The organism is Bacillus sp. 220_BSPC, assembly GCF_001054655.1.
Taxonomy (GTDB): Bacteria; Bacillota; Bacilli; order Bacillales; family DSM-1321; genus Peribacillus; species Peribacillus frigoritolerans.
This window is the reverse complement of sequence record NZ_JVPL01000258.1, coordinates 29838-44117: the sequence shown is the minus strand read 5'-3', so window position 1 is coordinate 44117 and position 14280 is coordinate 29838. Positions and strand designations below refer to the sequence as shown.

The 14280-nt window shown below is 40.4% G+C and carries 19 protein-coding genes and 1 riboswitch; of the genes, 4 read left to right on the top strand and 15 right to left on the bottom strand.

The window, feature by feature from the left end; translation table 11 throughout:
- Positions 1-158: 158 nt before the first annotated feature.
- The 3 genes from ADA55_RS20400 to ADA55_RS20395 all read right to left on the bottom strand — a co-directional run bounded on the left by ADA55_RS20400 (position 159) and on the right by ADA55_RS20395 (position 2546).
- A complete protein-coding gene (locus tag ADA55_RS20400) occupies positions 159-1136 on the bottom strand; it encodes a 2-hydroxyacid dehydrogenase (protein WP_048687212.1) in 978 nt (325 codons plus the stop codon).
- 97 nt (positions 1137-1233) lie between these two features.
- Positions 1234-1500, bottom strand: coding sequence for a hypothetical protein (locus ADA55_RS30745; protein ID WP_053087440.1), 267 nt, complete (start codon positions 1498-1500; stop codon positions 1234-1236).
- A complete protein-coding gene (locus ADA55_RS20395) occupies positions 1482-2546 on the bottom strand; it encodes an Nramp family divalent metal transporter (protein ID WP_053087439.1) in 1065 nt (354 codons plus the stop codon). The genes ADA55_RS30745 and ADA55_RS20395 overlap by 19 nt, the downstream gene beginning before the upstream one ends.
- Before the next feature lie 433 nt (positions 2547-2979).
- Here ADA55_RS20395 and ADA55_RS20390 point away from each other — a divergent pair, with 433 nt between their 5' ends.
- On the top strand, positions 2980-3243 hold the full coding sequence (locus tag ADA55_RS20390) for a hypothetical protein (protein ID WP_048687195.1): 264 nt from the start codon (positions 2980-2982) through the stop codon (positions 3241-3243).
- Positions 3244-3450: 207 nt separating this feature from the next.
- Here the strand turns inward: ADA55_RS20390 and ADA55_RS20385 are convergent, their stop codons facing one another.
- From ADA55_RS20385 to ADA55_RS20355, 7 genes are all read right to left on the bottom strand, one after another.
- Entirely contained in the window at positions 3451-3720 is a 270-nt protein-coding gene (locus ADA55_RS20385; RefSeq protein ID WP_048687193.1) for an excalibur calcium-binding domain-containing protein, read from the bottom strand.
- A 142-nt stretch (positions 3721-3862) separates the two neighbouring features.
- Positions 3863-4420 (bottom strand): competence protein ComK, encoded by a 558-nt coding sequence (locus ADA55_RS20380; RefSeq protein WP_048687192.1) that lies wholly within the window; start codon positions 4418-4420, stop codon positions 3863-3865.
- Between the two features lie 155 nt (positions 4421-4575).
- Positions 4576-5607: a DNA sulfur modification protein DndB gene (locus ADA55_RS20375; RefSeq protein ID WP_048687190.1), complete on the bottom strand. Its 1032-nt coding sequence runs from the start codon at positions 5605-5607 to the stop codon at positions 4576-4578.
- Positions 5594-6700 carry a DNA sulfur modification protein DndB gene (locus ADA55_RS20370; RefSeq protein ID WP_048687188.1) on the bottom strand — a complete coding sequence of 369 codons (1107 nt, stop codon included), beginning with the start codon at positions 6698-6700 and terminating at the stop codon, positions 5594-5596. Before ADA55_RS20370 ends, ADA55_RS20375 begins: the two co-directional genes overlap by 14 nt.
- A 312-nt stretch (positions 6701-7012) precedes the next feature.
- Positions 7013-7324: a protealysin inhibitor emfourin gene (locus ADA55_RS20365; RefSeq protein ID WP_048687186.1), complete on the bottom strand. Its 312-nt coding sequence runs from the start codon at positions 7322-7324 to the stop codon at positions 7013-7015.
- Positions 7325-7356: 32 nt separating this feature from the next.
- Positions 7357-8418, bottom strand: coding sequence for a M4 family metallopeptidase (locus ADA55_RS20360; RefSeq protein ID WP_048687185.1), 1062 nt, complete (start codon positions 8416-8418; stop codon positions 7357-7359).
- 13 nt (positions 8419-8431) lie between these two features.
- Positions 8432-8584: a hypothetical protein gene (locus tag ADA55_RS20355; RefSeq protein WP_153246151.1), complete on the bottom strand. Its 153-nt coding sequence runs from the start codon at positions 8582-8584 to the stop codon at positions 8432-8434.
- Between the two features lie 181 nt (positions 8585-8765).
- Between ADA55_RS20355 and ADA55_RS20350 the strand changes: the two genes are divergently transcribed.
- Positions 8766-9248, top strand: a complete 483-nt coding sequence (locus ADA55_RS20350) for a hypothetical protein (RefSeq protein WP_048687210.1) — start codon at positions 8766-8768, stop codon at positions 9246-9248.
- Positions 9249-9644: 396 nt separating this feature from the next.
- Entirely contained in the window at positions 9645-9821 is a 177-nt protein-coding gene (locus tag ADA55_RS29555; RefSeq protein ID WP_153246150.1) for a hypothetical protein, read from the top strand.
- Between the two features lie 212 nt (positions 9822-10033).
- Here ADA55_RS29555 and ADA55_RS20345 read toward each other — a convergent pair whose 3' ends face one another.
- Both ADA55_RS20345 and ADA55_RS20340 read right to left on the bottom strand, forming a co-directional pair.
- Entirely contained in the window at positions 10034-11233 is a 1200-nt protein-coding gene (locus ADA55_RS20345) for a phosphoglycerate dehydrogenase (protein WP_048687182.1), read from the bottom strand.
- A gap of 106 nt (positions 11234-11339) precedes the next feature.
- A riboswitch (ZMP/ZTP riboswitch) is annotated at positions 11340-11418 on the bottom strand.
- A gap of 169 nt (positions 11419-11587) precedes the next feature.
- A complete protein-coding gene (locus tag ADA55_RS20340; RefSeq protein ID WP_048687179.1) occupies positions 11588-12016 on the bottom strand; it encodes an ATP-dependent metallopeptidase FtsH/Yme1/Tma family protein in 429 nt (142 codons plus the stop codon).
- 147 nt (positions 12017-12163) lie between these two features.
- Between ADA55_RS20340 and ADA55_RS20335 the strand changes: the two genes are divergently transcribed.
- Entirely contained in the window at positions 12164-12679 is a 516-nt protein-coding gene (locus ADA55_RS20335) for a GNAT family N-acetyltransferase (protein WP_048687178.1), read from the top strand.
- 62 nt (positions 12680-12741) lie between these two features.
- On the opposite strand, the gene ADA55_RS20330 is transcribed toward ADA55_RS20335, so the two are convergent.
- From ADA55_RS20330 to ADA55_RS20320, 3 genes are all read right to left on the bottom strand, one after another.
- Positions 12742-13158: a VOC family protein gene (locus ADA55_RS20330; RefSeq protein WP_048687176.1), complete on the bottom strand. Its 417-nt coding sequence runs from the start codon at positions 13156-13158 to the stop codon at positions 12742-12744.
- 109 nt (positions 13159-13267) lie between these two features.
- Positions 13268-13759, bottom strand: coding sequence for a PTS sugar transporter subunit IIA (locus tag ADA55_RS20325; RefSeq protein WP_048687174.1), 492 nt, complete (start codon positions 13757-13759; stop codon positions 13268-13270).
- A 91-nt stretch (positions 13760-13850) separates the two neighbouring features.
- The gene (locus ADA55_RS20320; protein ID WP_105718825.1) at positions 13851-14240 is read right to left on the bottom strand and encodes an iron chaperone; all 390 of its coding nucleotides are present in this window, start codon (positions 14238-14240) and stop codon (positions 13851-13853) included.
- Positions 14241-14280 lie beyond the last annotated feature (40 nt).

The window sequence follows — 14280 nt, the reverse complement described above, 5'->3', positions numbered from 1 at the left end:
GGTTCAGAATTTTTTAATTCCGAACCCCTTTTGTCTACAAACTGAAAGCCCTCCTTTATGGGAGGGCTTATTTGTTTTGCAGGATGAGTAAAAATAATAATCCGAAACAAAAAAATGGATAGCCCCAAATAAGGCTATCCAGCTTAATTTATAAAAGATCACTTCACCTTTACGCCAGCTTTAATCAACGTAGGCGGAGTTTCCCCCTGTAATCCGGCGACAAGGTTTGTTGCGGCCAGCATCGCCATTTTCAGGCGGGTTTCATATGTTGCGGAACCGATATGAGGCAAAGTGACGACATTCTTCATGGAAAGCAGCGGGTTGTCTTCCTGGACGGGCTCCTGTACAAAGACATCCAGTCCTGCCGCGTGAATTTCTCCGGTTTTTAGCGCATCGATCAACGCTTCTTCATCCACTGTTTTCCCTCTTGAACAATTGATGAAGATGGCGGACTCTTTCATGAGCTTGAATTCTTTTTCCCCCATCATCTTTTCGGTTTGAGGAGTCAGCGGTGTCATCAAGCAGACAAAATCAGATTGCTTTAACAGATCTTCCAGAGAACAGTATGTAGCTCCATACTTTTGTTCCGCGTCTTCGTTTCTGGATCTGTTGTGATATAAGATGTTCATATCGAACCCAAAACGGGCCCTTTTTGAAACGGCAGATCCGATTCCGCCCATTCCGATAATACCTAATACTTTATGATGGACGTCCAACCCAAACGATTTTTCTCCGATATTCGATGTCCATTGCCCTGACTTTACCATTTGATCCAACTCAGGCATTCTTCTCGCTGTGGAGAGAATCAAACCCATGATCGTATCGGCGACTGTCTCATTCAATACCTCGGGAGTGTTTGTAGCCATGATTCCTCGATTGGACAACTCGGTTACATCCAAATTGTCGTAACCAACCGATGAATTACAGACGATTTTTAATTGAGGTGCTTGATCCAGTAAAGTTTTATCCACCTTTAATCCTGAACCTAATATACCTTGTGCGTTCTTCAGCTCCTGAAGAAATTCAGGATAGTTTTGTGAATGAAGACCCTCAAAATAAACGACATCACAAGTCTCTTGAATATAATCCAACACCTTTTGATCCACTTTCTTATAAACGATTACTTTCGGTTTCATCATTGATACCTCACTTCCAATAAAGTAGGACCCCATCAGGTTCAAATGTTGACATAACCTTTATGTTTTACGCCTCTATCTATAATCTACCATTATTTTAAAAAAAGGTAGTAGCTAATTGAACGGCGGACCAAATCGCTAAAACGGAAGCTAACGTAAGAATAATATTTTCGAACCAATTGTTTTTATATTTTCCCATCAAGCTTTTTTTATTTGAAAGCACGAGCATGCCAATTGCGATTACCGGAAAGCCGATTATATTAATTGCATTTACGCCAATTGTTAAGGCAATGAAACCAGGCATGCCGGGAATGGACCAAATAAGCGGCGTAACTAATACAAAAATCATAATCCATTTAAACATTGGATCTTTTTCATATTTACATTATACTTTTCGCGTCGGTTTTTATTTATTACGTAAAAGGCATCTACTATCAATCTTGGAAAACCAGTTGACTTCCCTACTATACTCGCGAACAATACGCCAAATACCCCAAGATAAAAAATGTACCAGCCAAATTGTCCTAACGACATTTGTAATGCCATTGCCAAGTCATCAATCGTTTCGACATGAATTCCATTCGGTTTTAAAATTTCTGCCCCAACCACCCAAATGGCTAAATTGATCACGATGCAAACTCCGATGGCAAACAGTAAGTCATTTCTTTGAACCTTGACATGACTCGGCTTCGTCCAGCCCTTTTCCTTCATGAAATATGGGTGTACAAAGTTCGAAATCGATCCTGCCACTGCACCGATAATTGAAATGGCCACCAATAATGCTCCATGAACGCCAGTATCACTTGGAATGCTAAAACCAACTGTTCCTTTAATGATTTGCCCCACATCCGGTGTAGCTTGAATGGCCAGGAACAAGAAGGCAATGGTCAATAATGCCAAAAGCACTTTCATTACACTTTCAATTCTATTATAAATATTCCTGCCAATAAGCATAAAAACTAATCCTACAACTACCAATGAAGCTAAGAATGGCTGATTAACTTGGAATAGGGTCGATAATACCTCTCCCGCTCCCTTAATCATATAGGCATTAAACAGATGGCCCATGATTAATGCATAACCAAACATGAAGTAACCGAAAAATGGGTGGATACGTCCATAGCCTTCAAGTATGGTTAAGCCCTCTGTGTTACAAAGCTGGAACCGGGCGATAACATTAACGATAAGAAAACGAAGGATTAATGACAGTGCTAAAATCCACATTAAACTATATCCATAATCCGCCCCGGCAACAGAAGACGTCACCAGATCACCGGCCCCAAGCCACGTTAACACGGCAAGGATTCCCGGACCATAGGATGTTTTAAATTTCGTGAAGAAATTTGTTTTCTTACTTACGACCTCCGGAGCAATCACAGTGGATTCAGCAAGATTTGATTGATTTTTCAAGTTATTCACTCCATTCCAAAGAGTATGTATTCGCTTTCATTTTTTCTAAAGCAATAATACTTAGATAACTCTAGACATTCAGATATTGAAATTATGACAGAACTTTACGTCATTTCCGGAATTGACATAAAGTTAACGCGCAGTATGTTGTCATGCTTCATGTTGAAGTGAATTAGCTCTTAAGTAAGTTCTCCTTCCATTTGATTGAATCTTTCGACTATTTACATTGAAATTGTAAGACAAATTAAAATGTAAGTCAATCATAATATTAGAAGTTTTTTTAAAGGGCAAAAAAAGACCCTTCGTACTTGTTGACCATTCAAGAGAATTGGCGTGGTTGCAAATTGGGGAAAACAGGATAAATAAAGGATAAGTACAGCGTGCGAATAGATTACTGTCATCAGCGGATAATATAAGCGAAGGAGTGAAATATATGCCACAAGATAATAACAATGATCCAAATAACAATGCCGGGAACCTTGATGCACGTAGAGACCCTACTAATAATGATAGTTTGAACCCCGGGTTTCAAAGAGAAGAACGTCCTATGCCTAATGGTAATATCCCAACAACAGAGGGTGTTGCAAATGTTAAAGAACGTTTTCCTTCGGACCATGAAAGACTTATGAGCAGAATCAATCTTGGGGATGCACTTATAAATCGGGAAAATACACATTTTGGACGGTTTGAAAGATAACCCACGAGAAAAAAGCTAAAGACCTGTATAGGCTTTAGCTTCCGCCTTTTTAGTATTGTACAAAAATGAACTGCCCTCTCCAGGCACTCGCTTTCCGCAGGAGTCTCTCACACCCGTTCCAATCAACTTTGTTTAATAATTCAGATGGAAGACCTTTTATCTACAAACTAAAGAGACCTTCCTATAGGAGGTCTCTTTGAATAATCCTTATTTTTCACAAGCGATAAAGTCTTTGTCGCGATCGCTTTTTTTATTGGCATCATAAAGCGCCTTTGAAACGTGAGGCTTGTATTTCGTTTTTCCTCCTTTATTTTTAACGGAAGATGTACGGGCTACGCCTCCTTTGTAGTCTTTATTCAATGCTGTACAGTTTTTATAAGTCTTCACTTTTGTTTTGGCACTGGCAATGTCATTCGCACCAAACGAGAGACCTAAAACTAGTCCAAAAGATAGTATAATAGCAAATATTCTTTTCAAAATATGTACTCCATTTCCTAATAATTAACTTTTTACTAATCATAATGTATCATTCCATTTTTTACAATAACTATATTTCTGGATTTTAAACTTAATCCATTCCAAAGAAAAGACCGCCAATTCAGCGGTCTCATAGATTATATTATTCCTTTTCTTTCACCCTGTAATGGACCTCCCCGGGTTCTTTGCAAAAGGTGATTCCGCTTCCCGGTTCGTAATAAAAGGTCTTTTTACCCAATGAGCGTTCATGGAAGGTCGTATGCAGATATGATGCTTGGTCCCTTTTGAAGGCGAGCTGATTTTTACTTAAGTTTACTGGTAGGCAATGACCATAGTTTGTGTGGACGAGTGTTTCCTTTTCGTTCATTTCCTCTAAGTCACGAATGTGGATGTAGGAAAACCAGACTCCTCCTCTTTTCCGGAATGAGCGGGAGGAGAACCAGACCATCCCCAGCTGGGCATTTATGCAGACGGGCAGTCTGTATTTACCGCCCAGTACGGATTTGGCTGCTGCTAGTCCGCCATCCAGATCCAATCCAAAGTGGTTTAACGTGTTATTCAGGATTTCCTGGCGCGGTTGCCTAACATGGAATGTGTTTTCTCCCTCCACTACCGTAGTCATCTCGACACCATTGGCGTCGTATCGCTCCATCATTCCTACCGTTTCCATATTCAATAAATAGTTTTTTCGTATCATCATTCCATTCACTCCCCATTTCACTATTCCTTTTTATGGAGTATACTGGACATAGAGGCAGGTATACTCCTGCTCACAAGCCCTTAGGTGATTGTCTGACCGGACGTCCTCACCTAGGGGTTTTTCACTTTTTCATTATCACATTTCCCCTCACCTCCTCAACAGCTATACAGCCAGCGTACTAGCTCTTCGATATTGTTTTTATTTTTGCTTAGGTGAAATAATGGCGGCCTCCCTTTGTATGTTCCTTTAAACTCTTTCCAAATGGGATTATCAGGACTCCAGTCCACCTCTTTCAATTTTGACATTCTCGTGGCAATCAGCTGTTGTCTTTGATCGATAGGCTGGTTTTCCATTTTGTCATTGACATAAAGGGCAACGGCAATGAAAAGCGGGTAACTGGCAAGCATGCATTTTGTGTAATCACCCATCTGTCCTGCCGGGTATATGTCGAATAGTTCATTAAGATAGAGATGAATGAGTGTGATGTATTCACTGTTCGAAAGCGGACTTTGTGATACTTTTTCTTCAATGTTTACGTGTGCCTTCCCAGTCATGAAGATGCCGATGACCTGCCTCAATTGCGATAGCGATAAGAGGTTTTTATTGGCTGGACGATTGATGGAACGCTTTTCAAGTTCGACACCGGCTGTTTTTAGCGATTGATGGGTATGGAGCACCTGATTGGTAATGACGTTGAGGTTGTTTCGCGAGTCGAATGATATCCGTTTGGAAAGGGCCACTTTCTTGCCTTTTAGATTGAGATCCAGGTAGAGCTGGGACTCTTCCGCTCTTGTTAGCCCTTCAAATACTTGGATCGCAATCGAGCTGTCCTTCATGAGTGAATCCAGTTCGTATGCTTGTTTCACCTTTTCTTCATCCTTCTTTAACGCTTTAAGGATACTGTCCTCCAATTGCGCGAAGGCCGCTATTCGTTGTGTTCCGTCGATGATCGAAAGTTCGATGGGATCTCCATTAGGGGCGGTTCCTTCCCTGCTGCTGGCAACAAGCGGCGGCAGGTAGATATTTTTCGTTAACGCATTGTCCAAAAGATAGTTTTTGATCGATCGGACCCGCAGTTGGTTGATTTCCCTCGTGGCGATCTGACCGTTGCGATACATATGGACCAGCTCGATGATGGAGCAGGAAACCAACGTCCTTCTTTTCCGGTCCAATTCACTTAGAATCATGCAGCCATCCTCCTTCTTGTTCTATTTTTCGTTTGAACGCGAGAGCCGTTTTCTGGATGGCATTTGTAGTCGAATGGTTTTTGACTCTTTTTTTCAAGGGGTCGTAAATGTGTGAATAAAGGGCATCATCATGCTTCCAAGTACAGGCTTTCTTCAAATGCAGCATATGATTTATTGCTTCTTCATAGGGGATTTCATGATGTTTGTGGAGTTGGTGGATCGCTTGGGCAAGGGCTATTTGGATGCCGGAATACCCTGATGTGAATGTGGTCCGGTCTGTCATCTTCTTCGGGAAGATTTCCAGCCATGACTCGAAAAACGCGGTCGCGGTGTTGATGATTTCGGTTTTGGTTATCTCACCATAATTGGCTTTACCCGTTTTCGCGGTGACGTTTCCTTCAAATAAAGCAATAAGGCAGCGCCTCATGATCGTCAGCGTAGTCAGCGCCGTACAGCTCACGGTGATCCTCGAAAGGGTGGTCTCTATCTCCATCTTACTTTCTAATATCCTGGCAATGTTCCGTGTTAGTTCTGCATATTCATCGCGCTGGTCATACTTCATCACCAAGCCGTTATGCGGCTCTTTTCGCTTCGTATTAATATCATTGAATAGCTGCCTTTCTTCATGCGTTTCCAGATTTAAATAGATTTGAATCGTGACTGGATAGGTTTTCAACTTATCAATTTGATTTTGGAGCTTTGCCGCTTCGGGAAAGTTACCGATCTCTTCTTCCGTTTCCTTCCGTGCCCTTAGGTGACTGATGGCTGAAATGAGGGCGTAGGTCCTATGCTGACCGTCAAGTATGTATATTTTACTTCCTGGTGGCAGTTCCCCGCCCACGGGCACTTCTTGGATCGCTCCCCTGCTCGAGAAGATGAATGGGGAAAAGTAAAAGTCCCCTTCCGATACAGAATCTATGATGAACTCCCTGATTTCAGTCCTTCGATTGAGATCAAGCTTTCTTTGAACCGCCTCATCGACTTCGAATATCGCCTCCAATGTCGAGAATTGAATCTGCGAGATTAATATTCTTTTCCCGAATTGGGTAAGGCTGTTTCCGGCTATCGTCACTTTCTTTTCCTGGTATGTCATTCACTTCACCTCTCTGCGACCATTATCCTATTTTATGCTTTTTTTGTAAAACCGCTCTTGTATTACCTCTTTCAAAATTAGTTCCCTTTTGTGACTGCTTTACCTGTTTGATTGACTAACTCTTTACAAAATCTCATCAAAGGGCTATACTCTCTAATTTCCGTTTCAAATTTGCTACTGCAGATCGCTATTTTGTGTCCATTTAGAGAACAAACAGCCAAAATCCAGATAAAAGTGAAACGAAATGACATTTTTGTGAAGTTTTAAGACAAACAAAAAAGTCTATCAAGATGATAGACTTTTTTGACGTGGTTATTCTGCCATCTTTATTTCAATTGCTATGTTCCGTAAATAATCCAATAAGGGCCGGACTTCCTCTGGAGCTGAAATGTCAGTAAATGAGAAAGACTGCTTCTTCTTTTCATCGGCTATATCCAGCTGGTATGAAAACGAGTCGAACCCTTGCGTTTTTACCATTTTACTTTGGGCAGCATTAGGAAGGTCAGCTTGTTTCATTAAGTTCTGCAATTCCTCATACTTCTCTTTCGGCAATTCATCCGTATCTATTTCGAAATTCAAGTCGAGGTTGGCAAATCCCCCTATGCAGCTAAATTTGATATGCATGGTAGATGAAGCCTCCTATTCATGGAATATGACTACTCAGGCAGTCCAACCGCTTTAAAAGCATTTTCAATCGTCTTGATGGCTGTTTTCGTAACATCGCCTCTATCAACAAGTTTTTGCGCTGCTTTTATGACGATTTGAACGAATTGATTGAAATTTGCCGTCGCAAATAAATTCTGCATCGCATTGAACCAGATCAAGGCCGCTTTGTCCGTTCCAATTTCCATGGATACTAGATAAAAGGCTTTGTTTGGTATGCCGCTATTGATATGGACACCATGATTATCGCGTTCTCCCTTATAGAAGTTCTTCATATGATCAGGCTGAATATCTTTACCCATTAACTTATTGTCGAATGCCGTACCTGGTGCCTTCATCGAACGGAGGGCCTGCCCTTTCAATGTCGGTCCCATAATATCAGCACCGATCAGCCAATCGGCATCTCCTGCTGTTTGCTTTAAGTGAAATTGTTTTATGGCAACTCCAAACACATCTGAAAGATGTTCGTTCAATGCCCCGGACTGACCTTCATACTCCAATCCACTTGTGAACTGCGTAACCCCATGTGTCAATTCATGTCCAATTACATCGAGTGAATTGGCAAAATTGCTAAAGATGACCCCATCGCCGTCACCAAATACCATTTCATCTCCGTCCCAATAAGCATTCGTGAATTTATTGCCATAATGAACGTTCAGAATGAGATCAAGACCTTGGTTATCAATTGAATTACGGTGCAAAACATCCTTGAAATAATCACGCACAACTCCGCTATAATCATATGCAGCGTTAACAATGGGATCTGCACTTGATCGGTCTCCTTCTTTCCTAGCCTCATTCTCCCTGAGTTTCGTCCCTCCCTTGCAATCGTAAACATGACGGGCAGATTCACCTTGACGTCCAGATCCTGCATCCGTCAGTGCGACAACACCGTCAATATCGTATTCTTTCAATATTCTGCGCCTGCGCATTTGACGGCTTTTCGCTAAACTGATCCGTGCTTCTTCCACTTCATTTTGTGCCAAGTTCTCAAGAATATAGTTAGGTACGATGAAACACTGACACTTCAATTTGGTACAACCTTTTTTATGCATATGCGTCACTCCTTCATGTTTTTTTACGATCTATTATCATTTCGTTTTTCAAACCGTTCTTCATGCTCCTTAGCTGTTTATCTGATCCGTTCACATTTGCTGCTCTTCCTATCTTCAACACATTTCTATAGACTACTTTCGCCGCTTCTACCTCATTTCCCTCCATTCCTTCCTCTGATCCATTCCATCCTATTTTCCAGCAGTACTGGTAACTCATCATGCAATTTCAGGCAGGGGATGTAAGAGTTCACCTTTCTTTATTAAATTATTCTGCTCGTGCTGCATATACTGCTTTAAACAAGGAATCTTCCTCGGAACATAAACAACCATTAAGGGAGGGCATAGCATTGGTAACTTCACAGGGAACTGCGTCGGTTAGCTTTCCATTCCCATCTGTATGGGGTATCCACTCTTCAATAGCTGGCAGAACGATTATTTGGGGCACACTTTCCATTCATTCCATTATAGATAATAGGGTGGTTGGTACGGTTAATTTTCGTGGCAGGCCCATTCCGATTAATGGATTTTGGAATGAAAACACCAAACAAATCGCATTTGATTCACCTTATGCCACGTTCTCTGGCAACTTAACCATAATTGATGATCAACAGAGCGGAATTCGGCATTTCATTCTTCAAGGACGTTTTCTTATGAAGCCTCCCTCTCTGCAAGCAGGTGAGTCTGGATCGTGGATTGCCACTACAGATATAGCCCTGAATCAATTTCCTGTTAGCGGTAATGCGTATACCGGGCAATTGCCTCCTGTTGGAGCTTTTTTAACATCGAATATCCTTCATCAGCACCAGAATTTTGGGGGAAGAACAATATAGGGCCATCCTTTTTTTGTAGAAAGGGTGTTTAAGATAGGGAATCGTCTCTGGAATAGGGGCGATTCTTTTACTTAGATGCGCTGAAGTGAACGTTCGCAACACGTTGCTCCCTGGCGTTCAGTTGATCGCATTGCTTCCCCGTTTTGGTACCGTTTTGCCTATATATGAGATGGTTATTTTGGCTGATAACTTATGAATCCGTTAACTTAAAATGAGTACAGATGGAATATAGATTGACAGCATTTTCTCTGTACTTCATACTATTGTATTAATGGAAGTGACAGAATATTTGGTTAATTAGGAGGATGAAGCTATGAAATTAGCAGATGTTCTAGCAGAAAAGGATTTTCAAGCAGCTCATGTATTAATATTTGAGGATGTATGGGGGGATGACATGTGACTAAGCACAGAATCCTTTTAAGCATTCCCATTTTGCTATATGGAATTTACATATTTGTTGTCATTCAAAGTGATGAAGATGTTCCACTTTATTTGCATCTCCTATTCGCAATCTACTTGATGTTTTTTGTACATTATGAAGATAACACAGAAGGAAACCATGATAGATTTTGAGAATTTCGATACTAAGAAGTTTTGACTTAAACTGAATGTATCGAGCTGTCCGCAGGCTGAGTCCGTTGTAATCCCTAGGTTGTTAACACGTGAGCCAGTTTATTATGACCACCCCAATATTTATTCCAAAATCATTAATGAAGCCTAAAAAAGCCTCAACTCCTTAAAGGAATTGAGGCTTTCACTATTTATCAGCTTTCTTTTTGTTCCAATTAGATAATTCGAGTTGTAACGATGCCTTCGATTTGTTTGATTTGTTCTTCCAAGGCAGGAATGATATCGCCGTTTACTTCTCCATCAATGTCGATGATCGTATATGCATATCCCCCACGGCTTCTGTTAACCATGTCAGCGATGTTCAAATTAAAGCTTGATACAGCCAGCGTGATTTGCCCAACCATGTTCGGAACGTTTTCGTGGAAAGTTGCCACACGACGGTTTCCTGTAAAAGGAAGCGAAGTGTTTGGGAAATTCACAGAGTTCTTGATGTTCCCTGTTTCTAAAAAGTTCTTCAACTGACGAGCTGCCATGATGGCACAGTTTTCCTCTGATTCTAGCGTAGAGGCACCAAGATGCGGAATTGGAACGACATTTTTCATTTTCAACACGTTTTCATTCGGGAAGTCAGTAATGAACTTGCCTACTTTTCCGCTTTCAAGTGCAGCTTGCATATCATTTTCATTCACTAGCTCGCCGCGTGAGAAATTCAAGATATGTACGCCCGGCTTCATGATGCTGAAAGTTTCTTGGTTAAACATTCCTTTTGTGTCGTCAGTTAATGGAACGTGTACTGTAATATAATCAGATTCTGCAAACAATTCTTCAATTGTCATGGCGCGCTGTACATTGCGTGATAAGTTCCAAGCTGTATCAACAGAGATGAACGGGTCAAAGCCAATGACATCCATGTCCAAATCAAGCGCGTCATTCGCTACAAGTGCACCGATTGCTCCTAAACCGATTACGCCAAGAGTTTTTCCCTTGATTTCTTTACCAACGAATTGTTTCTTTCCTGCTTCGACAAGCTTCGGAATTTGTTCCCCTTCGCCTTCAAGCGTCTTTGTCCAAGCCACACCGGCAAAAAGGTTACGAGATGAAGCCATCAATGTCGTCAGCACCATTTCTTTTACAGCATTTGCGTTAGCCCCAGGTGTATTGAAAACGACAATTCCTTGCTCAGTGCATTTGTCGACCGGAATATTATTGACTCCAGCCCCTGCCCTTGCGATTGCTTTTAACTGATCGCCGAATTCCATAGTATGCATGTTAAAGCTGCGAAGAACGATCGCATCAGGGTTTTCACTATCATTGTCGACTTTAAAATCGCCTTTATTGAAAACATTCAGCCCGCTTTCGGCAATATTATTTAACGCTTTGATCGTTTTGACTTTTTCTAAAAGTATTGTGCTCATTTTGTTTGCTCCTCTTTTGAATATAATAGTTTTGAAATTTCAAAATATTGACTTTAAAGCTTCACTATCTGTTAATATACAGAAAGAGGCAAGGGATAAAATCCCTTACCTCTGCCCAGGCGAACGGCTACGACACTATGTGTTCCCTCACGGTTATCCGTGTTTCGCCAGTTGCACATAGTCTTTTTCATTTATTTTATTCTATCAAACTATTCAGCAATCTTCAATATTTTTTTGCAGAAACCACAACTCACTAGAAATATCGACGAAACTTGCAGTTTTATCGACGAAAATAGAAATATATCGTCGAAAACTAGGGTTTTATCTCCGAAAATGGGAATATATCGTCGAATACTATCTTTTTATTATAACTCTAAATAGTAATAAGCCTAAAAACAGGATGGAAAGGATTATGAACGGCATGGTCGTTGTAAACAGGGTGACCCATCCGCTTGCCTCTTTGTATGGTGTAAACTCCATTTTTTCTATATCATGTTCCTCTGCAGCATTATTCATTCTATCTAGCGAAGTTTCACTATTTGGGACAGACGCGACAAAGTATTGATCCTTTTCATACCCTGCCAGCCGACCGCTTATTTCAATCACACTTTTTCGCTGCTCCACCTCTCTAAATGTCACTTTTCCATCCGCTAAAGTTGTAAAAAAATCATCGGCAGTTAATTTCTCAGTCGGTTCTTCGTCATTATTAAAAACCAGCACAACCCCCAAGATAACCAAGAAGATTATTAAATAAAATATTTTACTACGGAAAATCTGTTTCATCCCATTCCTTCTCCCACATTAAACAAACTATTGGAAATAGTAACACATAAAGTTAATTATTGGAATATACTGGGCCAATTAGTTGCTAATTGGATAATATTAGTAAAAAATAAGAAGTATAGCAAACTTAAAAAAGGAGGAACCACTATGCTAATAAGAGAGGCGACGTTGGCTGATGCGGAAGGGATAGCGAAAGTCCATGTGGATTGCTGGCGAACCACTTATAAAGATATAATGCCGAGTGATTTTTTAGATAAACTTTCTTATGAGAAAAGGAAAGGAATATGGATAAAGAATATAACTAGTAATGGAAATTATGTTTATGTCGCAGAGAATAACGAAGGAAAAATAGTAGGATTTATATGTGGAGGGAAAAGGGAGACGAATCAAGTTGAGGATTCGGGCGATTTAACTGCGATATATATTCTCGAAAATGCACAAAGAATGGGGATAGGTAAGAAACTCATCAAAGAATTATTCTTTAAATTCGAAGAACTGGGATTCAAGACAATTTTCGTAGAAGTGCTTGAAGATAATAAATCTCGATACTTCTATGAGGCATTTGGTACTGAATTGCTTAAAACCGAAAAAATCAAAATAGCTGGTTCTGAATTGAATCTATTGGTTTATGAGTGGAAAGACATTAGCCCCGTATTGTTATGAATGAAATTCAGCTAAGATTGCTAAAAAGGCACAGTCCTTCGTGAAGGATTGTGCCTTGCTTTTTATTCTTGATTAAATCCGCTTTCGTCCATGTAAAATACTTCCCAAGAATGGCCGTCGATATCCAGAAAACTCCAACCGTACATGAAACCATGATCAATGGCTTCATTGAAAGGCTTTCCGCCAACATCCAGTGCCCTATTCACGATCTCATCGACTTCTTCCTTGCTTTTAACGGACAGGGCGACGATGGTTGCCGTATTCGCTGCAGAATCAGGGATTTCCTTCTTGGTAAACGTTTTAAAGTAGTCTTCCACCAACAACATGACATATATGGACTCGCTGATAACCATGCATGTTGCATTTTCATTGGTCATTTGCTCGTTAAACTCAAAACCGACCTTTGTGAAAAATTCTACTGAGGCATCCAAATCTTTAACAGGCAAGTTTACAAAAATCTTTTCTGCTTGAACTCCCATCCAATTCACCCTCGCTTGATTTTATTTGTTCACTCACCTACTATTCGCTGCAACTTTCGATTTTCCTGCTTGCAGCCTAAAAGGAGAGATCAGCATGGAATCTTTCTTTTCATTTCAAATAAACACTCATAATCTCCGTATCGTTAATAGTTGCTTGGGTATTATTTGTTTTTTCCAGTTTTTCAACCAGCTCGCCATTCGTGACAACGATCGGAGTTACGATGCTTGGAGCGTTGGATTTTAGAAAATCGATATCAAATGTCACAAGCTTGTCTCCTGCTTTTACCCTTTGCCCTTCTGCGACATGAACTTCAAATCCCTCGCCTTTAAGGTTAACTGTTTCCAATCCAATATGAATCAACAATTCTATGCCATTCTTCGTACGGAGGCCTAGAGCATGTTTAGTATGAAAAACCTGGATCACTTCTGCATCGATTGGAGATACGACCAACCCTTCCTCAGGAAGAATCGCTATTCCGTCCCCCATCATTTTCCCGGAAAACACCGGATCCGGAACATCTTCTATTTTTATTACTTGTCCGTTTATAGGAGCAAGCAGTTGTTCCACACTTTCTTTTTTACTGAATAATTTTTTGAACATATTATTTCCACCTTTCTCTTTCGGTCCTTAAATCCTTGCAGCTCATACTCTCATATATTAAGCATTTTGTGAATTCTGATAATAATCGATGTTATTTTTTCTTTTGAGATTTGCCTTCTGCTTTTTTCTTTTTGTTCGCTTCCACTCTAAATATAACCATCTCGGTTATTAATTCATAAGGAATTGGCTTGTTTAGTGGAAACTGAACGGCCCCTTTTGAACATTTATATTCAGATAAGGCAGATTCAAACGCAGAGATCGCGCTTGGAGTTGGATAGAATCCTATATGTTTTTTATAGGCAGCGAAATGTACCAGATTTCCATATAAAACAAAGGTAGGCATTTGATAGCTTATCTTCTCTTCTGAATCCGGTGCTGCATCCTTTATGACTTTTCTTAACGTTTTTAATATCTCCTGAACTTCCTCGGGAAATTGTATGATATATTCATCAATTGAATGAAATGTATTGGTTCCCACCATCATTTCTCCTTTCAGAACTCCAAACTACAATACTCTTATT